The organism is Enterococcus sp. DIV0175 (assembly GCF_050529075.1).
Classification (GTDB): domain Bacteria; phylum Bacillota; class Bacilli; order Lactobacillales; family Enterococcaceae; genus Enterococcus_B; species Enterococcus_B thailandicus.
Genome location: NZ_CP172880.1, coordinates 1,430,812 through 1,453,298, shown reverse-complemented (window position 1 = coordinate 1,453,298; position 22,487 = coordinate 1,430,812). Strand labels below are relative to the sequence as shown.

Here is a 22,487-nt window from a genome sequence, read left to right as displayed (position 1 = left end):
TGCATAATGGGAGAGTTCTCACTTACGCAAGACCGAGTATTTTCACGCCTAGAAAAACAGATGATTTGGCAAAAACCAAAAAGTCACCGAACAAGTGTGGAAGAAATTCGAATTGCAACAGAAATCAATGAAAACTGGCTCGATCCTGAGATGAAAATCATGAATATCTTATTGGAAGGGGATGCCGGATCTGGGAAAACACAATTAGCTAAGGCGTTATCTGCTGATTTGCAATTACCTTATACAAAGGTGACGTGTTTTGCAGATATGGATAAATCAGATGTGTTTGGTGCGTTATTACCAGTAGTGGAATCTGTCGATGCGGATAGTCAAGAATTGTTGGAAGCCATCTCTCAAACCGAGAGTTTTGATGCTGTTTTACGTTTAGTCCAATCACATTACCAATTAGATGTACTTTCAGCACGAGAAAAACTAGCTGAATTTGTACAACAAATTGAAGCAAAATCTGAAACAACACCTATTCATTATAAATATTACCCTTCAGAAATCGTCCGTGCGATGGAAAAAGGCTATTTACTTGAAATCCAAGAGCCAACAGTGATTCGAGATGCGTCTGTCTTAGTCGCGCTAAACTCAGCCTTGGAACCAAATGGTATGTTGAACTTACCCGCTGGTATCGTCCGTCGCCATCCTGACTGCGTAGTTGTGATTACGACGAACCGAAACTACCAAGGAAATCGACCACTGAATGAATCGTTGCGTGACCGAATGCAGCATGCAGAAAAAATGGATTTACCTAGTCTCGAAGTAATGGTCGAACGTGCTGTTGGGAAAACAGGAATTCAAGAATCACCTATTTTATTCAAAATGGCAGAAATTATTCGATTATTAGACGAAACAGCCAAAGCAAACGCGATCAAAGGTGTCGCAGGAATGCGTTCTTATTTTTACTGGGCGAATACGATGAAGCAAGGACAAGATTTATTACAATCTATCTACCCAAAAGTCTTATATAAACTGACAACGGATCCAGATGAACTAAAGATTTTGCTTCAAGCTTTAGAGGATACGGGGTTATTAATTGAATTGAGAGAGTTGCTTCGAGCAAAAAAGTGGGGCGAAGCTACTGATGCACCAACAGTCCGTGGACGAAAAATCAGCGGATTAGAAGCAGAAGAACGCCAGATTGAAGAGCTTGCTCCAGAAGAATTGACTTTAGCAGAACAAAAACTATCTACACTCGAAAAAGTAGAAGAAATGGCTGATAAAGAAACTCCAGAAGAGACAGACGAATCTGAGAATCTAGATAACATTCAAGAAGAACGAAGCAGTGACGTCGAAGGAAAACATCAGACAGAAAAAAGTGCGGAAGATGAGTCTGCTGAAATGTCTGCCGCTGACATGGACGCCCATGACAAAGAAATGAAAAAAGAGTTGAACAAAGAAGCGCGCCAAATCATGAAAGGCACGATGCATGAAAAAGAAGGATTGATCGTTCACCGACCGAAGTATCAAATAAACAGCGATGAAGCACGAGCAATCAGAGCTCAAGTCTTTCCAGTCGTCGATTCATTAAGTCGACAAGTATTAGAACTTTTAGATAACGAAGAAAGCACAAGTTATCAAAAAGGTAAGTACGAAGGGCAACGCTTTAATGCTAGTCGCATTGCATATGGTGATTTGCGTAATTTTGACAAAAAAAATCCGCCACATGAACAACCGTCTCTAGCCGTTGCTATTCGATTAGATGAATCAGGTTCGATGATTCGCGAAGATCGAATAGAAGCAGCAAAAAAAGCCGCGATTGCGATTGCGGAATTTGCTAAACGTGTCAATATCCCACTGATGATCAATGGTGATACAGCAGATGTTTCCGTGCGTGAAAAGACATCGATTTTTTCTTATAAAGAATTTGCTGATACTTTTCAATGGTTGGATGAGAAATTGGTGACAATGAAACCACGCCAAAATAACCGCGACGGAGCTGTTTTAAGAGTGGTTGCTGATAAGTTGAACCAACAAACGGCAACTACCAAGTTATTGTTGAATATTAGTGATGGACAGCCAAAAGCTCTTCCAGATTATACTGGAAAAAAAGCAAAGGAAGACATTCAAGAAGTCATCAAAGAATATGATCGACAAGGAATTATTTTCATTGCTGCGGCGATTGGCCAAGATAAAGAAGAAATTAAAGAAATTTACGGTGAAAGTCGTTTCCTTGATATTACAGATCTCCAAGAATTTCCTAAACAAATGATCCAGTTGATTGCTCGTTATCTATAGGAAGTTATCAATAGTTACTAAAACACTCAAAGCAATGAACGTATGTTTTTTGCTTTGAGTGTTTTTAATTCTTTTTTGTTAACGGTAACAAAGACTTATAGGAAGCAATTTCGTTTATAATTGATGAAAAGATAAAGGAGGACATCCACATGACAAAAAATGTGCAATGGTGGCAACAAGAAGTAGGCTATCAAATCTATCCCGCGAGTTTTAAAGACAGCAATCAAGATGGGATTGGTGATATTAATGGAATTCGTGAAAAATTAAGTTATTTAAAAGAGTTAGGGATTGGCTTCATTTGGATCAATCCTATTTATTCTTCTCCATTTGTTGATAATGGTTATGACATCAGTGACTATCAAGAAATCTTAGCAAAATTTGGAACAATGGCAGAATTTGATTTGCTGTTGGCTGAAGCACATCAAATGGGAATCAGAGTCATTATGGACTTGGTCATCAATCATACATCCGATCAACATAAATGGTTTATTGAATCAAAAAAATCGGTAGATAATCCTTTTCGTGATTATTATTTATGGGCAGATAGCACATCAGAGTTAGCTCCAAATGAATGGCAGTCCATTTTTGGTGGTTCAGCCTGGACACATGATGAGGAGACCGGACAATCTTATTTACACGTTTTTGCCAAGGAACAACCTGATTTGAATTGGGAAAATCCGAAAGTGAGAGAAGAACTATTTACCATGATTCGCTGGTGGCTAGAAAAAGGAATTGATGGCTTTCGATTAGATGCCATTTCACATATCAAAAAAGCAGACTATGCTGTTCCAGCAACAGCTAATCCATTTTCACCATTTCAAAATGTAACCGGAATCGGGGAGTATTTGACCGAACTAAAAACCATTTTTAACGAGTATGACATCATGACTGTTGGTGAAGCAAGTGGTGTATCTGCAACGGAAGGCCCACAATGGGTTGGTGAATCTGGGTATTTTGATATGATTTTTGAGTTCGATCATATTTCTTTGTGGAACCATGAAGAACAAGGTGCGCTGGATGTTGTCAAACTGAAACAAGCATTAAGTCAGTGGCAGAACTCTTTAGCAGGAAAAGGATGGAATGCACTTTATATGGAAAACCATGACGTACCTCGAAGCGTTTCTGCGTTTGGCAATGACCAGAATTATTGGTTGGAGTCTGCAAAAGCGTTAGGAATGATGTATTTTTTCTTACAAGGGACACCATTTATCTATCAAGGACAAGAAATTGGAATGACCAACATGGCTTTCGAATCAATCGAACAAGTAGATGCACTTGATTCAAGAAAACTTTATCAACGATTGCTTCAAGAAGGGCGCACACCGGAAGAATCATTGGCAATCATTCGTAGCACGACAAGAGATAATAGCCGGACACCAATGCAATGGACGGATGAAAAATTTGCTGGTTTCTCTTCACATGATCCTTGGTTAGTTGTTAATCCAAATAAGGAAGTTATCAACGTCGAAGCGCAAGAAAAAGAACCAAATTCACTTTTATCTTTTTATAAACAAATGATTCAATTACGAAAGCAGCATACTGCATTGATTACAGGTGAATTCAAAGAATATTTACCTGAACACAAGCAGTTATTTATTTACGAACGTATAGAATCTAGTGAACAATTCCTGATTATGGTAAACTTAACGATGGAAAAGACAACTTTTGATCTAACAACTGAAAAATTAGCGGAAGACTGGTCACTGGTATTAACCAATTATTTAGATGAGCCCCAATTTGGTCTTGTTGGTGAATTTGCACCTTATGAGGCCAGAATGTATCAACGAAAGGTTCTCTAGTACACATCTGAAAAAGTGTAAGAAGAAAAGGAGCCGAAAAAAGGAAGCTGGGGAAAAAACCAGCTTCCTTTTTCTGAATAAATGATGTTCCCAAAGCAGCTTCTTCGGTAATAAGTCCTTTTTTTATAAACATATGGAAAGTGATTGTTAGAAAAGGTTTCTTATTACTTGAAGCTAATCACTACTTAACGTTCATTAGTATTGTATTGCGCACGTGGCCCGCCAATGTATTTAGGACGAGATCGTAGCGCAGTGACATGAGCCCCACCTAAAGTATTTGAACGGGGACGGACAGGAACTTGAACATGCTTGACGTGCATGCCAATAGACGTATCACCAATATCGATTCCCGCTTGTGCAACAATGTGTTCGACCTCGACTGGATCAGCAAATTGCTCGAAGGCGGCAACAGAACAAGCACCACCCGCATGTAGAGCTGGAACAACTGTTACAATTTCAAAATTTTTCTTTTCTGCCACGTTACGTTCCACGACAAGTGCCCGATTTAAGTGTTCACAGCCTTGGACAGCTAGCGAGATTTCCTTAGGATCAAGGATTTCTTTTAATGTTTGGACAATCCATTGACCAACTTCAGCACTAGATTTTTTTCCGATATGTCCACCGACAACTTCACTGGTACTACATCCTAATACAAATAAATCACCTGCCCTTAGGTTTGCTTCATTCAAGATATCAGTAACCATTTCCGTTAATTCTTTTGCCAACATTTCTTTTGTTAATTCCATTTTATTCATCCTTCTTTCGCTATGATTAGCGTTGTTTTCCTAATTGAAATCGTTTCAAGCCAGAAACTAATGGGTAGGTGAGAGCAATTCCGAATAGATTCTGAATCATATTTCCGGGAATTGACGCGACTCCCGCTGGCCAGCCATATAAGAACCAACCGGCTAACAAATAGCCAATAATCATGACTACACTACCAGTTAATAATCCAAGAAACCAGCGAAGCGTTGTTTGTCGACCAATCAAACCCACTGTCAATCCTTGTAACCCATGAATGAGCAGAGAAAAAATCGCCCATTGTGGATAACCTGAAATCAAATCAATCAATAAACCACTGGAACCACCAACTACTAAGCCACCAATCGGCCCAAATAACGAAGCTGCTGTATAGATGCCAACTTCACACAAGGTAATAAAACCATTTGTGGCTGGAACGGGGATAAGAATCGTCAGAGAAAGCGCAACAGTTAGCGCAATCAACATAGCATAAGTGGTTATTTGTCTAATGTTCATTCCTCGTTATTCCTCCTTTAATTTTCCTCCGGACCAAACACTTCCGGAGCCATCATTCATCAAGACGCCGTGTTCAATACAATGATAAACATAATCTTTACTAGTCGCAATTGCGTCAGGTAAGGAGTTTCCTTGGCATAAATTTGCTAAAATAGCAGAAGAAAACGTACAACCCGCACCATTCACAGTTGACTTTGTTAATTTTTTACGAGTAAATAGTTGTTCTTTTTCGCCGTCAAAAAATAAATCGATAGCAAAGTCACCATGAATGCCTTGACCACCTTTAATCACAAGTTGTTTTGCTCCGAGAGCGTGGATGGTTTGAGCTGCGTGGCGAAGATCATCTAGTGAGCGCAACTTATCTTGGTTTGCTAGCAAAGCCGCTTCTTTTAAATTTGGGGTAATCACAGTTGCTAAAGGAAAAAGTTCAGAAATCATTTTATCCATATAACGTTTATTTTCAGTCGTTTTGGTTTCTTTAAACGCAAGGACAGGATCTAGGACAACTGGAAGTTCTGAATTTTGTATCAAAAAATCACGTACAATCGTGATGGCTTCTTCTGAGTGAAGTAAGCCAAGCTTGATTCCATCAAGGCTCGTCATTTTTGTTAGTGAAGCTAATTGTTGTTTCAGTAGTCTCGGTGATAGATTTTCTAATTGGAATGCGCCTTGCTCATCCAAAAAGCCTACACAGGTTAAGGCACTTAAGCCAAAAAGCTGGTAGTTTTCAAAAGTTTTTAAATCGGATTGAATTCCGCCACCTGCGAAAGGGTCAGATCCGCCAATTGTTAATACTCTTTTCATCTTGTTTTCCTCCATGAAAGCAAGTATAGCGAAAGTAAAATAAAATGAAAACAGCCAATTGGCAGATTTGAAACTCAGCCAATTTTGTAAAAACGGGGGAATAAAAAATACTTTTGACAACGAAGAGAACATCGTTATCAAAAGTATCAGTTTGTTTAAAAAATTTTTATTGATTTTTTAATTCTTGTTCGATTTGCAGACGTTGGACTTTCATTGTTGCAGTCCGTGGAATATCTTCAAATGCGCGAATAATTGGCGTATTCAAGCGTGGTAGTTCATGAACTTGTGTCCAATAAGTGTCCCAATCCATTTCTTTTCCAGGTGCTAAAGCAATGATTGGCTGTGGTGAATCATTTTTATCACGTACGATTACGACTTCAGCAAGGAAATCAAGAGAGTCAAGTAAGTAATCCTCGATTGCTAATGTACTATTGATTGTTTCGATCAAGTCAACTTGACGATCTTTTAAGAAAAGGTGCCCATCTGCATTCATTACACCGTAATCACCACTGTCCCACCAGTCGCCATAAACATTTTCTTGGAAACGTGCATCTTCTTTGTAGTAAGTCAATGCGCGGCCTTTTGATAAGAATTGGATATGACCATCTGTGCCAATAGGTAAGAGATTCCCCTGGTCGTCTGCGATTCGAGCTTTAGTCAAGTCACCAAGACCAACGCCCATATCACGAGCATCGTTTGTTTTTAGTGACTCCAATGTATGTGCTTTGAGAATCATTGGACCACATTCGCTTTGACCATAAACTTGTAAAAAGATAGCATCCTTGGTGTTAGATGTGTCAAGAAAAGTTGCCATCGTTTGATTATTAATTGCATCAAAAGTCGAGTGGTAGTAACGAATTCCAGCAAAAGCTTCTGGTGCCTCTTTTGCAACGAAACTCCATTGAACAAAGTTATTTGGATGCGTTTCTAGTGCAATTGGTGGATTTTCAGTTAGCATTTTAACTACATGATCCCCCTGTGCATTAGCTAACGGCATCATTGGGAAACCCATAGCCATTAAAGAAGAAATTCCGATATTGAAACGAGAGTGGACGGGAGAAATGTGGAAAGCAACTAGTTCTTTTGCTGCAATTTTTGTAAAAATCGTTTTTTGCCATTTTGTTCGCCAGCCCATAGAGTTTGCTGAATGACAAATCAATTTTGGAATGCCTGTTGTTCCCGAAGTATGTGTCATATAGGCAATTTGATCTTTTGGTAGTTCTTGTTGAGAAACTGGCGTTGTCGATTGGTTCAATAATTCTTTCACTGATAATTGCTTTTCTTTTGAACCATTTGAAATCCCTGCTACGCGTTCAGCAGTAACTTCGTCAAATAAGATAAAGGGATCTTCTAATCGCTCAACGAAAACTTCCATTGTCGCTGTAGGTAAGTGATAAGAAGTCATCACAGGTACAGCACCAAGATAAGAAGCAGCAACTGCCATTAAATAAGTATCGAATGCTGAACTTTTATATAGCATGATTTTGTCGCCAAGCCCAACACCCATTGCTGCCAACTGATAGGCACGTGTTAAGACGGTTTCATAGCTTTCTTTGTAAGTGCTTTTAAATCCAAGCTCAGGAAAAGCAACTAGAGGTTCGTCAATAATAATTGGAATATCTGGTGTTCTTTTTGCTGCCTCTTTGTAATTAGTAAATAAATTAAGTGGGGAATATTCGATTGTTTCCATAGGTCACACTCCATCAAATTTTTGTTAAAAGGGTTACAAATTCCGCTATAATCGTAGCACAAACGCTTTGAAAATAACAGATTATTTTGTGAATAAAAGAGCAAAACGTTTCCTTTCTAAAAGATAATCAAAGTGAAAAAAGCTTTATTGCTGGTTGATTTCTAGACAATTTAGCTAAAATCGGTATGTTAGCTAAATTGGCGGTAGGAAAATACCAGCATTTTTTGATAGACTTCTTGAAAATTATGTTGATTGAGGTAGCGATTACCACATAAATAGTTAACTGCGTCGAGATCATCCAAATATTGTTCAGTATAATAACGAAAAGTTTTTCGACACAACTCTGGTGAAAGATTTTGATAAACAGTTACTTTACTTAAAATTTGCCGAATCGTTCGAGGAGAAATCTGCTGGTCATGTGATGATTGAAAGACAAATTCTTCCGCAGCTAATTCATTTAGTGTGAGATACGCTGTCAGCAAACTGAATGCTTCATTGGGAAGTGGTACTTGATTCAACCGGTTTTCTTTTCGATGTAATTGGATCAGCTGTTTTTCTAGCAGGAGATCTTTCCTCTTTAATTCAACAATTTCATGAATTTTGAGTCCACAATAAAGCAATAGTGCAAGGATTGCGAGATTGCGTGGTCGGTTTTTCTTCTCAAAACTAGCTTCTCGGCTTGTGTCAAATCCTGCAGATGGTATGAATAGTGTTTCAAAATCAAGTAATAAATCCGCAGAGAGATAACGTGGTGCGGCTGAAGTGGTCTCTGGGGTGCTGGTCCCTAACAACGAAATTTCTTCTTTTAGTTTGCCATTTTGAAACAAAAACTTCAAAAAATGGTTGAGCGCGTATTGTTTCCGAGAAACACCATGATAATTATTTTTAAATGTCTGTTCGACAGTCTGTTCAGCGGCTGTCTGAAAAGAGCGTGTATGACGATATATACTAGCTAGAAAGTTCAGGTAATCTTGTTTTTCTAATTGTAAGATAAATTCATCATCCATTTCTTGCTTTGGATAAGCTTCTTTTAGAAAATCGGTAAATAAATGGAAATCTTTCGCATATTCATAACGGCTACTTAAAGATAAGTGTCCCCGGTTTTCAAGCAAGAACTGTTCAAAAATTGGCGGTAACAATTGTAATCTTTGTTTCAATTTTTCTTGTACTTGTTTTCTAGTTTTACTATCCATAATTGTTCTCCTTTCAGCTTTGGATAAAGCAATCCTAAACGCAGATGAGTTATTAACGAGATCAGGCAAAACGATAGCTGATTCTTTCTCTTATCCTAAAACAAAAGTCAGGAATAGGAAAGTATTAGTACAGGAAAAACAATTCTGACTAAACTATCTAAATAAAAAATTCCGATAGAGATCAAATCAATTGATTCTATCGGAACTCTTTTATTTTAGGGGTAATTCAACAGTGAAGATGACACCTTGTGGTTCATAATCCCTTACAGAAATTTTCCCTTTATGCTGCTCGACAATTTGTTTGGCAATTGCCAAACCCAGCCCATAGCCACCAGTTTCTTTTGAACGAGAACGATCTTCACGATAAAAACGTTCAAAGATTCGCGCTTTTTCTTCAGGGGAAATATTTGGTCCAGTATTCTTAACTTCAATTTTCCATTCTTTGTTAGTTATTTGTGATTCAATCAAGATAGAATCACTTTGGCTAGTGTATTTCAAAGCATTATCAAGTAGGATAACTAATACTTGATGGATTTTCTTTTCATCAATGAAGACAGTAGCTGTGGTCTTATTCGCAATCAAGAAATGTTTTCCATCCATTTCGGCCATTTCTTGAAATGGCTTAACTAATTGAGCGATGAACGGCTGGATATTTACAGCTGTTTTTGATAACAGCCGTTGATTCGAATCATTTCGCGCAATCGTTAATAAATCTGTCGTCAGTCCAGTAAGTCGCCGGGTTTCTGCTAAAGCTTGAGCAATACTTTCTGATTCTTCGATAACAGTGTGATTTGGTTTTGTAAATAAATGTTCTAAGCTATTTTGGATAATAGACAAAGGTGTTCGGAATTCATGAGAAGCATTTTCGACAAATTCCTTTTGCTGTTTCCACGAAGCTAGAATAGGGCGCATACTTAAGTTAGATAGATAATAACTAATACCAATTGAAATCAGCCAGAAGACGATCATACAAATAATCATAACAGTTTGAAAGGTAGCTAGAGAATCTTTAATCTGATTTGTATTTGCTAATACTTGAATATAAGCAATTTCGCTCTGATTGGACTCAGCTTTACGTGTAATTGAACGAAAAGCCAACGAATGATCGTTCTCTGAGTCAGATAAATCAATACTTTGAATAACATCTAGATTTTTGGTATTCAATTTCAATCCTTGAATTTGATTTAAACGGCCACCAATAGCAGCTTTATTTAAAATCTCGCCAGAAGCAGACCACAAAATCACTTGGGTATTAAAACGATTGTTATCCGGATCACTTAAGGGTTGTCCACCAGGAAAATTTTCTAAAAAGGGGTTTCCTTGTTCATAACGAGAAATTTCTAACTGAACGGCTCGCGAATTTGCATCAATTTGAGTTAGACTTAAATCAGTTTCTCTGTAGGCAGATTGGTTCAGCAGTTGAAGCGTGATAAAGCCTAATAAAATAAAAATACTAGCAAAAGCAGTAACATTAGTTAAAAAGAAACGGATTTTTTGCTTGTTAGGAAATCTGTCTTTTATTTTTCTCATTTTGTTACACTTCCTGTAAAATGTAGCCAACGTTTCGAAGTGTTTTGATGTCTTTCGCAAGAGTCGTTTCACGCAGGTGTTTTCGTAAATTACTCATATAAACTTCAACGACTGTTAATGTCGTATCGGAATCAAATCCCCAAATCCGATCGAAAATCTGTTCCTTTGTTAAAATAATACCTTTGTTTTGCAAAAAGTAAGTTAAGAGTTCAAATTCTTTTCCTTGAATTGGTAAAATTTCGCCTTTAAAAGAGACCTCATTACGATTTAAATCACAAGTAACACCTTTGTATTCAAGTGAATGCTCATAAAAAAGTCCCAAAGAACGTTTCAATAACGCTTTGACACGCATAATCAACTCTTCACGATAAAATGGCTTAGTTAAATAGTCATCAGCGCCTTTTTCAAACCCTTCGATTTTATCTTCTAAACCATCTTTTGCTGTTAAAATCAAGACAGGCGTCTGGATATTTGCTTTTCTTGCTTGGGCTAAAACTTCGTATCCGTTCATTTCGGGCATCATCAGATCAAGAATAACTAAGTCATAAATACCACTTTCTAATTCAAAGAGCCCTTCACTACCATTGTAAACTTGGACGACTTCTCCAAGATCGTTAATAATCTCTTTGATGTTGTCAGATAAAACTTTTTCATCCTCAACAATGAGTAACTTTATCATTGATTCACCTCATTTTTCATTCTAATTAATTTTAACATAGTTAACCTAAAGTTAGCTTAAAGCAATTTTGTGTGTCTAATTGAGGAATTACCGACTGCAATTATTAATAATAAGTAAAAAAAGCGTTCTTTCAGTGAAAATAAATGTAATGTTTCTGAAAATAGTTTTATAGTGTCGAAAAAGAGAGGGGATAGCTATGTTAAAGAAAAAAACAGTCTTTTTGGTGACTTGTACGCAATCACTTGGAAAACATATTACCAAACAGCTTTATCGGAACGTTCGGACAAGTGATTTGAAAAATAAGTTGAAATTTGTTTATGTAGAACTAGCCAAAAATCAAGACATGATTCATGCACTTCAAGGAGACATCGTTTTAGTCGATTATTTTTTGAATCGAGATGTACCCAAGATTGCTTCTAACTTATCACCAGATGTGTGCATTGAGTTATTGAATATTGGAAGTACTAGTACGCATTCGCCAATCATGCTCGAACGGCAACTTGAGCCTTTGCTACAGTTAAACCCTTTGGAAATTCGCGTGCATAATAATCAAGATTTCTCTTTGCTTGAATACGTGTTGCCAGCGGCAGATATCGGACAAAATCGGCTGTAATGTAGAAAACAATGAGGGCACGTTTGTATGAAAGCACAACTATATGATGCACTAGTCGTAATTGATTTACAAAATGGTGTTTGTCACGATAAAACTGAAATTTTTGGATTAGAATTGCTAACAAAACAAGTAAATGAACGTATACTTTTATATAAAGAACAACAAAAGCAAATCATCTTTATTCAACATTCCGATAAAGAACTAATTTCAGGGACAACGGCTTGGAAAATCATTCCCGAAATCATTCAACCAAATGAAGCGCGTTATATAGAAAAAACGCATGCGGATGCTTTTCTCGAAACAGCGCTACAAAATATGCTGATGGAGTTAAATATTCAGACGCTGGAAATTTGTGGGACACAAACAGAATATTGCGTTGATACGTCAATCAAAGTTGCGCACCACCTAGGCTATCAAGTAAGGAAGCTGCATTCTTTAACAACGACTTACGACAACGCATTTATGAGTGCGCAAGACACAATTGCATTTTATGAAAAAATTTGGGATCAAAGATTTGTTGAATTTATGGTCTAAATGGATAAATCTTCATTTTTATGAAACTACGAACGTATTTTCGCCTTTCCTTATCAGACTCTTGATGAGGTAAGGCTTTTTTTGGTTGTCAGATTCAAGAATTTGTTTCATAATAGGTAAGTCGAAAATAGCTTGAATAACGGAGGGAAAGCTATGAAAACAGTCATTTTAGCTGAAAAGCCATCACAAGCAAAAGCGTATGCTGAAGCCTTTCAACAACGAAAAAAACGGGATGGTTATTATGAAATCAAAGATCCGTTATTTACAGGTGAAGTAACAATTACTTATGGATTTGGCCATTTAGTAGATATGGTTCCACCGGGAGCATATGATCAACGTTGGGCGAGATGGTCCTTAGAAAATTTACCTATTTTCCCTGAGACTTTTCAATATGAAGTTCCTACGGATAAGAGAGCGCAGTTTGCAATTGTCAAAAGAGAGTTGCAGTCTGCAAATACCATTATTGTTGCTACTGATGGGGATCGAGAAGGAGAAGCGATTGCCTGGTCGATTATTCGTCAAGCAAAAGCATTTTCCAAAGAAAAAAAATATCTTCGTTTATGGATTAATTCCTTAGAAAAAGAAGCAATCTATGATGGCTTTAAAGATTTAAGACCAGGTGAATACTATTACCCGAAGTATAAAGAGGCAAAAGCAAGACAAAATGCTGATTGGCTAATCGGAATGAATGGCAGCCCTTTATACAGTTTGTTGCTTCAAAATAAAGGAATTGATGGTAGCTTTTCACTAGGAAGAGTCCAGACACCTACTTTATATATGATTTTTAAACTACAAGAAGAAATCAATCATTTCAAAAAGGAACCTTATTTCGAAGGTGAGGGAGAAATTCGACATCAAAATGGGCGATTCATCGGAAAAATGGAACCCAAAAAAACTTTCAAGACACCAGAAGCATTAACAGAAGAATTACAAAAGTTAGGTGCGCATTTGGGTGTTCAAGAAGGGCGAATCAACAAGGTAGAAAAAAAAGAAAAGCAAATACGTAGTCCACGATTATTTTCGTTATCTAGTTTGCAATCGAAAATGAATCAGTTGATGAAAGCTAGTGCAAAATCAACTTTAGAAGCGGTTCAAGGGTTATATGAAAGTAAATTTTTAAGCTATCCCAGAACAGATTCGCCATACATCACTGATAATGAACATCGCTATCTAGTTCAGCGATTAGAAAAATATAAAGGATTTCTTGGTATTGATACGATTGAAACACCAGAACTCTTTCCAAAAAAACGTTACGTTGATGCTAGTAAAGTACAGGAACATCATGCAATTATTCCTACCAAAACGATCCCGACCAAAGAACGTTTTGCTAAACTTTCGCGTCTCCAACAAGCGGTCTATTTGCAGGTGCTACAAACGACGCTCGCAATGTTTGCAAGTAACTACATTTATGAAGAAACAACTATTTTGACAGCTGTAAATCAATTGAGACTAAAAAGTATTGGCAAAATACCTATCCAACAAGGTTGGCAAGCAATCTTAAATACTGGAAAGAAAAAGAAAAAAGACCTGCAAAAATTGCCGATAATTCAAGAAGGTGATTTTGTTGAAGTCGAATTGAAGCGTCTCGAAAAAGAAACACAACCTCCCAAACCTTACAATGAAGGGACGCTGATTACAGCTATGAAAACAGCGGGGAAAACATTAGATGATAACGAAGCACAAGAAATATTGAAAGAAGTGGAAGGGATTGGAACTGAAGCAACACGTGCAAATATTATCGAAAATTTGAAGCAGCGTCACTATATCGAAGTAAAGAAAAATGAACTATTTGTTACTTCAAAAGGTATCACTTTATGTAAAGCTGTCGCAAGTGAACCACTATTGACCAGTGCCGAAATGACTGCGCGTTGGGAAGGGTATTTACGAAAAATTGGAGAGAACCAAGGAACTCCTGAAGTATTTTTGGAAAATATCAAAAAATTTATTTTACATTTGCTAGATTCAGTTCCGCAACAAATCCAACAAGTTGATTTATCAAAGGAAGTTAGCGGTACACGTCAAATTAAGGCGATGGAGAAGAAGAACGATCAATTGGGTCGCTGTCCAAAGTGTCAAAAAGGGGTTGTGATGTTGTATCCTAAGATTGCAAGTTGTCTCAACGCAGAATGTGACTTCAAATTATGGCCAATAGTTGCTAAAAAGAAACTGACTAAGACGAATCTACGTGAGCTTTTATCGAAAAGAAAGACCAGCAAGGTAATCAAAGGATTTACTGGTAAAAAAGGGAAGTTCGATGCAGTTTTAGTATTAAAAGCGGATCTAACAATTGGCTTCGAATTCCCATGGATGGACAAAGCAAATTCAGAAAAAGAGTCACAATCAGAGTAAAGGCATTTATTCCGAAAAGTGAGAACTTTAACACTTAGAAAACAAAAATAAAAATATTTATAAAATAATAAAGATAAGAGGTACCGTTTTTGCGAAAAATTCATTCATTACTAAATTATTCAATGGGGGTAATTGTTTTAATTGCGCTATATCAAGCATTTATCAAGTATCCAACTTATGGGACGAAATTACTAGCTGTTACTTCGGAAAAGCAAACAGCTTATTCACCAACATTGATTTTATCGACAGTAACAGCGTTAGCAAAAAGTGCTTTGTACTTTTTTCATAAAACAACAAGCATGCTGAAACGAAAAAAACAAAGAAAACAACTATTCTTAGTTCTAGGAGCTGCCGGAGTGATCTATTTCTTGCCTGTAATCAAAGAGGTTTTTCACCAAGTGACAGCAGCTTTCTAAACAATGTTTGAAACTCTCTTTTTAGATTAAGAAGTTTTAACATTACAATGCTTAATTATATATTATTGTCAGTAGCCTAAAAAGCCATCAAAAGAGGAATTGTATCCCAAGATTCCTCTTTTTTTGTGCTTAATTAGTCTGAATCAATCAAGACACAGATAATAAAATAAATCCACTTTATATGTCTAAAACCAGTGTTTTTGATTATTTTCTATATTCTAATTGGTAATTTTGTAGATGTATAAATGATTCCATTAATCCACCAAGCACGCCAAAAACCTGTGAATTCGCAAATCTTATGTTTATCCTACGAACAAATGACAATATTGACTACGAATTTTTGGAATTTGGGTACATTTTTTCAGAAATTAAGTAGTTTCAAGCTAAATCTAAAACATTTTTACCAAGACAAGTGTACGTCAGAATTTTAAACACAAATTTTACTGTGTTTTACGTATATAAAACAAAAACGAATGATTTTCGTCAAATAATGCTTAATTTAGGAACAAAGGGAGGGTTGGTACAGCGATTTAAATTTTAAATTTATTTTAGTTTACATAATATATATTATACAAAGTTGATTACAAGAATGAGATTCACTCTTTTAATCAAATAATTGCTGTTTTATATTAATTTTAGCTAATTATTACTGAATACAACATTTAAAAATTATTTTGCATGAATTTTGTATGCTGCTTTTATCTTTACTCAACATAAATACTATAAAAAATGATTTATTTTTTTGTATTGTGATCAGTACAATTATTGTAACTTTTTTAATCGAAAAACTACTGATTATGTTTAAACGCTTGTGGGATTCCAACCTTAACTATTGATTATTTAGTGAAATTTGCAGATTGATTGTTTTAATCGCTTTATTTCTTAACTTATAGATGATTTTTATTTTTTAGTTCTCTTTGTGTTCTTTCGCTATATTTTAAGTGAAACACAGATTGTCTTTCATATTATTTTCAGAAAAATAAGATTATAATACTTGCTGGAGGTTATGTATATGGAAGAAAAGAAAAATTTTATTTCGTGGCCCGTGTTGGCATTAATGTCTTTTGTTACGGTTATTGGGTTTGATGATATTATTTATAATTTTGCTAATCAAGGCATGGGTGTTATTACTTCATGGGTTATTTTGTTAATACTATACGTTGTTCCCTATTCATTGATGGTTGGTCAGCTGGGGTCTGTCTTTAATCATGAAGGTGGTGGTTTGAGTTCGTGGGTTCGTGGGACAAGTGGTGATAAACTTGGTTATTTTACGGCATGGACTTATTGGGCTGCTTCTATCCCCTATGTTGTTGACACGGCGAATGCAGTGGTAGTTGGTTTTGGTTGGTTGATTAATGGAAATGATTCGATGGAAGACACAATGTCTAATTCGTTATTTGCTTTACTGACATTTGTTATTTTCTTGGCATTTATTTTCTTGCAACGTCATTTCAAGAAGTCTTTAGAAGTTCTAAGCACAATTGGCGGTGGTGCAATGTTTGTGATGACAATCTTATTCGTTATTATGACCTTTACTTCTCTATTTATGCCAAATGGACACATTGAAACACAACCAATGAATTTCAAAACAATTTTGCCAAAATTTGATCTGCATTACTTAACAACGATTGGGTTACTGATTTATGCAATTAATGGAGCAGAATTAGTTGCGCCTTTCGTTACTCGAATGCGTAAACCGAAGAGAGAATTTCCTAAAGCAATGATTATGTTAACTGTTATGACTATTTTCTTAACTGTTTTTGGTTCTTTTTCTTTAGGTGTATTCTTCGATGCGCACCATTTACCGAATAATCTAAAGATGAATGGTTCTTATTATGCTTTTCAACGTCTAGGTGAGTTTTTTCATATGGGGAATAGCTTGATGTATATCTTTGCGGTGACACAAATTATTTATATGTGTGCGCTGCTTGCAGTTTTACTTGATGCTATGACAAGAATGCTTATCTCAGATACAGGTAAAGAATTCATGCCTAAAAAATTAACAAAATTAAATGAAGATGGTCTACCAATTAATGGATATATTCTAACAACTGCGTTAAGTGCTTTTATTCTATTGTTGGGTGTTTTCTTGCCAGAAATGAATGATATTTTTAACTGGTTATTGAACTTGAATGGGATTATTTCTCCAGGTGTGACTTGTTGGATTTTCTTTGCGTTTATCAAAATCCGTTTAAATAGTCAAAAATACCAATCAGAGTACGTGTTTATCAAAAACGACCGATTTGCTGTTGCTGTTGGTGTCTGGTGTTTTGCTGTAACAATAATTGCAACGCTTTTTGGTGTCTTACCACAGGATGCCGCTTTTGGTTCATCACTTTTTTGGCATGAATTAATCATCAATATTGTTGGAATTGTTGTTTTGATTGGTTTAGGGTTCGTTATGCCCTATCTAGCAAAACGCGAAAGGAATCAAATTTAATAGTGTAAACATAAATAAAAAAAGACAAGGCACTAGCGTTTAGTGCCTTGTCTTTAGAATAAAGAGACGGGTAGAAAACTAGAAATCCAGTCGTTATCAACACATTTTCCAATTAAAAAAAGCCTAAAATCAACGTTCTGAGAAACGAATTTTAGGCTTTTTTTCTATTTAAGTGAGGCTACGTTTGTCTCAGCCTATTTTTGTTTATTTAGAATGTTTGTTTTTTGATGTCAATTCTTCAAATTTTTCTTTGACATCTTCTATGACTTCTTCAACTACTTCTTCAAGTTTGTTTGGTTCTTCTTTTGTGTCATCTTCAACCGCATTTGATCCAGATAATGCGACTGTTTTTTCTTCCCCAGAGTTAGTTCCAGATAATGCTTCTTGTTTGTTTTGTGTTTCGCCAGAATTAGTGCCAGCCAAAGCTACTTCATCATCTGTTTTTGGTGCCATTGATCCTCTTAGTCGTTTTCCTTTTTCACCATCGTAATTAGTCATAGTTTTGTCCCTCCAGAAAATTATCATGTTCTCTTATTTATCTTACCTAAGAATAAATAGACTGTCAAAAAGGATCTCTTTAATTTAAATTTTTGAATATAAATGTTATTCTTTCTCTTCGTTTTCTTGAATAGAACGAATGCCATTTTCTAAAATCTGCATTTGTAAAATGGTTTCTTCATCTTTAATGAGTTTTTCTGCACCATTGATTAATGTTTCATAAATACCGTCATATACACGGCTATAATCACCTATCTCTGAAGTCACCTTTTCTTCACGATAGATGTTTTTATCATCCATGTAAGTTAAAACACCAAAATGTTCCGGTAAATCTATTCCAAAATCAGCGTTATCTGGCATATAAAACATTTTCAAATGTTCTTCTTGACGATCTTTCGTTTGTTTGACAAACATGCCTTTTTTTCCATAAACAACAAAGCTAGGACGTTCTTTGATTCTAAAGTAACTTGATTTTATTGAGATTTTCATTGCTCCATAGAAAAAATCTAAATCAAAATAATCATTCATCCGACCTTTTCCTAATAATTGGCGAACATCATAATGAATGTCGTCTGGTTCACCAAAGTAAGAAAGAACTTGGTCTACTGTGTGACACGCATGTCCGTAAAGATAGCTGTTTGCTATAGAAAACGTAGTGGTGCTTTCAGGGATTTCTGGTCGAAAATAATCGTAATGCATCTCGATTTCTAAAATATCTCCTAGTTTGCCACTTTCAATTACCTTTTGTACAGTTAAAAAATCTGAATCAAAACGTCTATTTTGATAGCATTGGATAAACAATCCTTGTTCTTTAGCTAGAGAAAAGAGTTCTTTTGCCTCTTTAGAAGTTTCTGCAAAAGGTTTTTCAACTAAAACATTTTTGCCGTGTCTTAGTGCAAGTTTGGCATATTCATAATGAAATTGACTTGGTGTCGTGATAACGACTAATTGAATCTCAGGGTCGTTCCATAAATCAGCTAGTTTTGTAGTGTACTCGATATCATCAAAAGTTTCCCAGGCTGGTTCACTTGGTGAGTAAATTTTTTTGATTCTTATTTTGTCTGATAATTTTCTAGAAAAAGGTAAATGATAACGATTTGTACTCTTTCCATTTCCCAGATAAGCAATTGTTAACATAAATAAACCTCCTATATAGTTGATACGCCAAGTATACTGAATCCTGTGTTCAAAGTCTTAACGTACACGTATTTTGGTAAAAATGTTCTGAATTTCACTGGAAATTAACCGTTTTTTGAAAAAAAGTACCAATTTTTAGGAATTAGTAGCCAACCTTGTCATTTGTTAGTAAGATGATAAAGACGTTAGGAGGTTGAAAGCGTGTTGATTGAAGATAAATTAGCCGAACAAGAAACATTTACTACTACAGAGAAGCGGATTGCAGATTATATCCGATTACATTTTGAAGAAGCCGTCTATTTAACGATTGAAGAACTGGCAAAAGCTACATATACTTCTCACTCAGCTATTATTCGTTTATGTAAAAAAATGGGTTATGCGGGCTTTAAAGAATTTCGCTTTGAATTAGGACGTGAAGTTCATCAACTAGTAGCCCAGTTTAATCATGTGATTGATCCAAATTTTCCATTTTCACATGAAGATAATGCTCAAACGATTGCTAAGAAAATGGCAGACCTTACTGTTCAGACAATAAAAAAAGCGCAACTACAAATTGAAGGACAAGAATTAGATACGATAGCAACCACGTTAAATCAAGCAAACCGAATGTTTTTATTCGCAAAAGGAGATTCCCAGATTACTGCAAGGAAGTTTCAAAATAAGTTAGTTAAGCTTAATAAATTTTTGATTCTTGCTGAAGAGTATAGTGATTCTTCATGGAATGCTGCTAATCTGATGAAAAATGATTGTGCGATCTTTATTAGCTATAGTGGTCGTATTCACCATTATGAACGGATATTGGCTTACTTGAACTATGTGGGTACCCCTTCTTTGCTAATTACAGGAAACGAACATTCTGAAATGGCAAAGAAAGCGACAATGAGTTTAGTTATTTCTCAAGATGAATATGACTTTGCAAAAGTCGCTACTTTCTCTTCTCAGATTGCTTTTGATTATGTGCTAAATACCCTTTATTCAGTCATGTATGCACAGAACTTTCAAGAAAATCTACTTAATCTTAAAGACAAGCAAGAACTTTTGCAAAAAGGGCTTTTGAAAGAATATCATAACTAAAAAAAGGAAGAGTTTCACCTCTTCCCTTTCACCACATTATTATTTTACAGTATCTAGAACAGCTTGTAATTCAGATACAGAGCGATTAAATGACTCTTGTTCTTCGTCTGTGATAGCTAATTCGATTATTTCACGGACACCATTTTCATCTACTACAGAAGGTACCCCAGTAAAGATGTCCTTTTGACTATATTGATTTGATAAATAAGCTGAAACTGGTAGCACGGCTTGCTCATTATTCAAGACGGCTTTTACAATCCGAGTAGTACTCATTCCGATACCATAGTATGTTGCTTTTTTTCGGTCAATGATTTCGTAGGCTGCATTTTTAACCTTTTCAGCAATTATTGTTAGCTCACCTTTTGTTAGGCGAGAATCACTTTCTACTAGTTCGAGAATCGGTTTGCCACCCACTGTTGTGTGAGACCAGACAGCAACTTCAGAGTCACCATGTTCACCCATAACATAACCGTGAACACTTCTTGGGTCGACTTGTAATTTCAATGCGATTTCTTTTCTTAGTCTAGTAGTATCTAAAGTTGTTCCTGTACCAATCACACGATTATTTGGTAATCCAGATGTCTGCCAAGCAATATAAGTGAGAATATCTACGGGATTTGAAGCAATCACAAGGATACCATCAAATCCAGCATTCATAATTTGTACAACTATTTCGCGCATGATAGTCGCGTTTGTTTTAACAAGGTCTAGGCGAGTTTGACCAGGTTTTTGATTGATCCCTGCTGTGATGACTACTAGATTAGCATCTGCGCATTCAGCATAGTCACCAGATTTAACAGCAATATTTTCTTCGCCCCAAGCCATACCATCCAGCAAGTCAAGTGCTTCTCCTTCTGCTTTTTCGTGATTAACATCAATTAAAACTAATTCATTTGTAATCCCTTGATTAATCATCGCATAGGCAATACTTGTTCCAACGAATCCTGTACCTACAATTGCGACTTTTCTACTTGTTTTCATCATATATAATCATCTCTTTCTAGTAGTTTTCTTTTCATGAAAAGTATAAATGATTATTTTTCATTTATAAAGATGATATTTATAATAGTTTTTATTATGAAATCTTATAGAAAAGTAATGAGAATGAATGACTTTATTTTGTTGCTAGCTGATCATTCCAGAGCATTGTTTGTTGCACTTTTAGTGGTTCTTTAATCATTTGTAATACTTCCTCTTCCGTTAATGCATCTGGGAAGTCGCACCAGATGGCAAAATATGTTCCAGGTACTTTAGTTAGTTGCTCCTCTGTAATCTGTTGATTACCAGAAAAAATCGTTGGCTTCCACTCTTTTTTTATTTTATCTCCAGTAGGATAACGATAGCCCGCTCCTTCACCAAGTACAAAATAAAAATAGTTATCATTGAAATTTAACACTTGATGCCCTTCTTCAAAAAAGGTTTGAACATCTGCCATTTGTGCATTGTAATTTGTCCAATAAGTGATTTGAATTGATTTCTTCAGGCCGCTTTCCGCTTTCTGATTCTTTTTGTAAACTCCATCATTCCAGATACGTGCAGTTTTACCAGTTGATTCAACTAGAGTTGCTAGGTCATTGATATAATCAATAAATAGATCATAGGTTCTATCAGGATTCTGATAAATTTCCTCTGCTTTTCTCGCTAATTGAGGATAGCGATCTAATTCATCAAAACTAATATATTCGTCTGCTCCTAAATGAAAATAATGTGAATCATGGAATAGTTCTAAATATTCTTTGATAATTTCTTTGATTTTATTCACTGCCAGTTGATTTGTGATATCTATTGCACGGTTTGAAGGGAAAACATCTGAGTCTTCCCCTAAACGTTCCATCTGCCATTCTGGATAAATACTAAGTAGTCGTTTCAAGTGACCAGGACTATCAAATTCTGGAATGATTTCGATTCCCAGTTGCTTAGCATAAGTGATTAATTCTTTGATTTCTATTTTTGATAAGTAGTGCGACGAAGTTAACGCTGGAACAGTTTCGCATTCAATTCGGAAACCTTCGTTGTCCGAAAAATGAAGCTGTAACGCATTCATTTTTAGTGATGCCATGTAATCAAGTAGATCTTTTAAAAAATTTGGTGAATAAAATTTGCGACCAATATCAATTGATACACCTCGTTCTGTGGAAATTGGTAAGGAATCTGTTAGTTTTGTCATTTTGTCTGCACCTCTACTTTATATATTTAGATCTCTTTAGTAGTATGACATAACTCTTTTGTA

General features: G+C 35.8%; 18 protein-coding genes and 1 pseudogene. 8 read left to right on the top strand and 11 right to left on the bottom strand.

From position 1 onward, the window contains the following. The first annotated feature begins 6 nt into the window (after positions 1 to 6). Together IGJ76_RS06850 and IGJ76_RS06845 are read left to right on the top strand one after the other, a co-directional pair. A complete protein-coding gene (locus IGJ76_RS06850) occupies positions 7 to 2,244 on the top strand; it encodes an AAA family ATPase (RefSeq protein WP_430596507.1) in 2,238 nt (745 codons plus the stop codon). A gap of 149 nt (positions 2,245 to 2,393) precedes the next feature. After that, positions 2,394 to 4,043, top strand: a complete 1,650-nt coding sequence (locus IGJ76_RS06845; RefSeq protein WP_067482074.1) for an alpha-glucosidase — start codon at positions 2,394 to 2,396, stop codon at positions 4,041 to 4,043. Between the two features lie 185 nt (positions 4,044 to 4,228). Here the strand turns inward: IGJ76_RS06845 and IGJ76_RS06840 are convergent, their stop codons facing one another. From IGJ76_RS06840 to IGJ76_RS06810, 7 genes and pseudogenes are all read right to left on the bottom strand, one after another. Then, complete coding sequence (locus tag IGJ76_RS06840; protein WP_430596506.1) at positions 4,229 to 4,789, bottom strand: TIGR01440 family protein; 561 nt, start codon at positions 4,787 to 4,789, stop codon at positions 4,229 to 4,231. Between the two features lie 25 nt (positions 4,790 to 4,814). Further along, positions 4,815 to 5,300: an ECF transporter S component gene (locus IGJ76_RS06835; protein ID WP_067482070.1), complete on the bottom strand. Its 486-nt coding sequence runs from the start codon at positions 5,298 to 5,300 to the stop codon at positions 4,815 to 4,817. After that, positions 5,290 to 6,104 (bottom strand): annotated as a pseudogene (locus IGJ76_RS06830) (bifunctional hydroxymethylpyrimidine kinase/phosphomethylpyrimidine kinase). Before IGJ76_RS06830 ends, IGJ76_RS06835 begins: the two are co-directional and overlap by 11 nt. A 166-nt stretch (positions 6,105 to 6,270) precedes the next feature. Further along, positions 6,271 to 7,794 (bottom strand): AMP-binding protein, encoded by a 1,524-nt coding sequence (locus tag IGJ76_RS06825; protein WP_067482067.1) that lies wholly within the window; start codon positions 7,792 to 7,794, stop codon positions 6,271 to 6,273. Positions 7,795 to 7,982: 188 nt separating this feature from the next. Then, entirely contained in the window at positions 7,983 to 8,987 is a 1,005-nt protein-coding gene (locus IGJ76_RS06820) for a tyrosine-type recombinase/integrase (protein WP_067482065.1), read from the bottom strand. A gap of 210 nt (positions 8,988 to 9,197) precedes the next feature. After that, positions 9,198 to 10,508, bottom strand: coding sequence for a sensor histidine kinase (locus tag IGJ76_RS06815; RefSeq protein ID WP_373270177.1), 1,311 nt, complete (start codon positions 10,506 to 10,508; stop codon positions 9,198 to 9,200). Between the two features lie 13 nt (positions 10,509 to 10,521). Continuing rightward, on the bottom strand, positions 10,522 to 11,196 hold the full coding sequence (locus IGJ76_RS06810) for a response regulator transcription factor (protein ID WP_067482061.1): 675 nt from the start codon (positions 11,194 to 11,196) through the stop codon (positions 10,522 to 10,524). Between the two features lie 196 nt (positions 11,197 to 11,392). Here IGJ76_RS06810 and IGJ76_RS06805 point away from each other — a divergent pair, with 196 nt between their 5' ends. From IGJ76_RS06805 to IGJ76_RS06785, 5 genes are all read left to right on the top strand, one after another. Continuing rightward, the gene (locus IGJ76_RS06805; RefSeq protein ID WP_071868388.1) at positions 11,393 to 11,809 is read left to right on the top strand and encodes a hypothetical protein; all 417 of its coding nucleotides are present in this window, start codon (positions 11,393 to 11,395) and stop codon (positions 11,807 to 11,809) included. A gap of 27 nt (positions 11,810 to 11,836) precedes the next feature. After that, positions 11,837 to 12,343 (top strand): cysteine hydrolase family protein, encoded by a 507-nt coding sequence (locus IGJ76_RS06800; protein ID WP_067482057.1) that lies wholly within the window; start codon positions 11,837 to 11,839, stop codon positions 12,341 to 12,343. Positions 12,344 to 12,496: 153 nt separating this feature from the next. Further along, positions 12,497 to 14,692 carry a DNA topoisomerase III gene (gene topB, locus IGJ76_RS06795; RefSeq protein ID WP_430596505.1) on the top strand — a complete coding sequence of 732 codons (2,196 nt, stop codon included), beginning with the start codon at positions 12,497 to 12,499 and terminating at the stop codon, positions 14,690 to 14,692. Positions 14,693 to 14,814: 122 nt separating this feature from the next. Further along, complete coding sequence (locus tag IGJ76_RS06790) at positions 14,815 to 15,108, top strand: hypothetical protein (protein WP_186807802.1); 294 nt, start codon at positions 14,815 to 14,817, stop codon at positions 15,106 to 15,108. Positions 15,109 to 16,120: 1,012 nt separating this feature from the next. Beyond that, positions 16,121 to 17,548 carry an amino acid permease gene (locus IGJ76_RS06785; protein WP_071868385.1) on the top strand — a complete coding sequence of 476 codons (1,428 nt, stop codon included), beginning with the start codon at positions 16,121 to 16,123 and terminating at the stop codon, positions 17,546 to 17,548. Between the two features lie 204 nt (positions 17,549 to 17,752). On the opposite strand, the gene IGJ76_RS06780 is transcribed toward IGJ76_RS06785, so the two are convergent. Continuing rightward, positions 17,753 to 18,046, bottom strand: coding sequence for an rRNA processing protein (locus IGJ76_RS06780; protein ID WP_067482048.1), 294 nt, complete (start codon positions 18,044 to 18,046; stop codon positions 17,753 to 17,755). Positions 18,047 to 18,151: 105 nt separating this feature from the next. After that, positions 18,152 to 19,183, bottom strand: coding sequence for a Gfo/Idh/MocA family oxidoreductase (locus tag IGJ76_RS06775; RefSeq protein ID WP_270607619.1), 1,032 nt, complete (start codon positions 19,181 to 19,183; stop codon positions 18,152 to 18,154). Between the two features lie 201 nt (positions 19,184 to 19,384). Between IGJ76_RS06775 and IGJ76_RS06770 the strand changes: the two genes are divergently transcribed. Then, on the top strand, positions 19,385 to 20,257 hold the full coding sequence (locus IGJ76_RS06770) for a MurR/RpiR family transcriptional regulator (protein ID WP_270607621.1): 873 nt from the start codon (positions 19,385 to 19,387) through the stop codon (positions 20,255 to 20,257). Between the two features lie 39 nt (positions 20,258 to 20,296). Here the strand turns inward: IGJ76_RS06770 and IGJ76_RS06765 are convergent, their stop codons facing one another. Next, complete coding sequence (locus IGJ76_RS06765) at positions 20,297 to 21,241, bottom strand: L-lactate dehydrogenase (RefSeq protein ID WP_071868381.1); 945 nt, start codon at positions 21,239 to 21,241, stop codon at positions 20,297 to 20,299. A gap of 130 nt (positions 21,242 to 21,371) precedes the next feature. Next, the gene (locus IGJ76_RS06760; protein WP_075491606.1) at positions 21,372 to 22,424 is read right to left on the bottom strand and encodes a family 20 glycosylhydrolase; all 1,053 of its coding nucleotides are present in this window, start codon (positions 22,422 to 22,424) and stop codon (positions 21,372 to 21,374) included. Between the last annotated feature and the right edge of the window lie 63 nt (positions 22,425 to 22,487).

Bases quoted from the DNA above. Each gene is read 5' to 3' on its own strand.
- IGJ76_RS06825 (WP_067482067.1), bottom strand. From the start codon at position 7,794: ATGGAAACAATCGAATATTCCCCACTTAATTTATTTACTAATTACAAA.
- IGJ76_RS06765 (WP_071868381.1), bottom strand. From the start codon at position 21,241: ATGATGAAAACAAGTAGAAAAGTCGCAATTGTAGGTACAGGATTCGTT.
- IGJ76_RS06780 (WP_067482048.1), bottom strand. From the start codon at position 18,046: ATGACTAATTACGATGGTGAAAAAGGAAAACGACTAAGAGGATCAATG.
- IGJ76_RS06840 (WP_430596506.1), bottom strand. From the start codon at position 4,789: ATGGAATTAACAAAAGAAATGTTGGCAAAAGAATTAACGGAAATGGTT.
- IGJ76_RS06850 (WP_430596507.1), top strand. From the start codon at position 7: ATGGGAGAGTTCTCACTTACGCAAGACCGAGTATTTTCACGCCTAGAA.
- IGJ76_RS06760 (WP_075491606.1), bottom strand. From the start codon at position 22,424: ATGACAAAACTAACAGATTCCTTACCAATTTCCACAGAACGAGGTGTA.
- IGJ76_RS06835 (WP_067482070.1), bottom strand. From the start codon at position 5,300: ATGAACATTAGACAAATAACCACTTATGCTATGTTGATTGCGCTAACT.
- IGJ76_RS06810 (WP_067482061.1), bottom strand. From the start codon at position 11,196: ATGATAAAGTTACTCATTGTTGAGGATGAAAAAGTTTTATCTGACAAC.
- topB (WP_430596505.1), top strand. From the start codon at position 12,497: ATGAAAACAGTCATTTTAGCTGAAAAGCCATCACAAGCAAAAGCGTAT.
- IGJ76_RS06820 (WP_067482065.1), bottom strand. From the start codon at position 8,987: ATGGATAGTAAAACTAGAAAACAAGTACAAGAAAAATTGAAACAAAGA.
- IGJ76_RS06785 (WP_071868385.1), top strand. From the start codon at position 16,121: ATGGAAGAAAAGAAAAATTTTATTTCGTGGCCCGTGTTGGCATTAATG.
- IGJ76_RS06800 (WP_067482057.1), top strand. From the start codon at position 11,837: ATGAAAGCACAACTATATGATGCACTAGTCGTAATTGATTTACAAAAT.
- IGJ76_RS06790 (WP_186807802.1), top strand. From the start codon at position 14,815: ATGGGGGTAATTGTTTTAATTGCGCTATATCAAGCATTTATCAAGTAT.
- IGJ76_RS06805 (WP_071868388.1), top strand. From the start codon at position 11,393: ATGTTAAAGAAAAAAACAGTCTTTTTGGTGACTTGTACGCAATCACTT.
- IGJ76_RS06775 (WP_270607619.1), bottom strand. From the start codon at position 19,183: ATGTTAACAATTGCTTATCTGGGAAATGGAAAGAGTACAAATCGTTAT.
- IGJ76_RS06845 (WP_067482074.1), top strand. From the start codon at position 2,394: ATGACAAAAAATGTGCAATGGTGGCAACAAGAAGTAGGCTATCAAATC.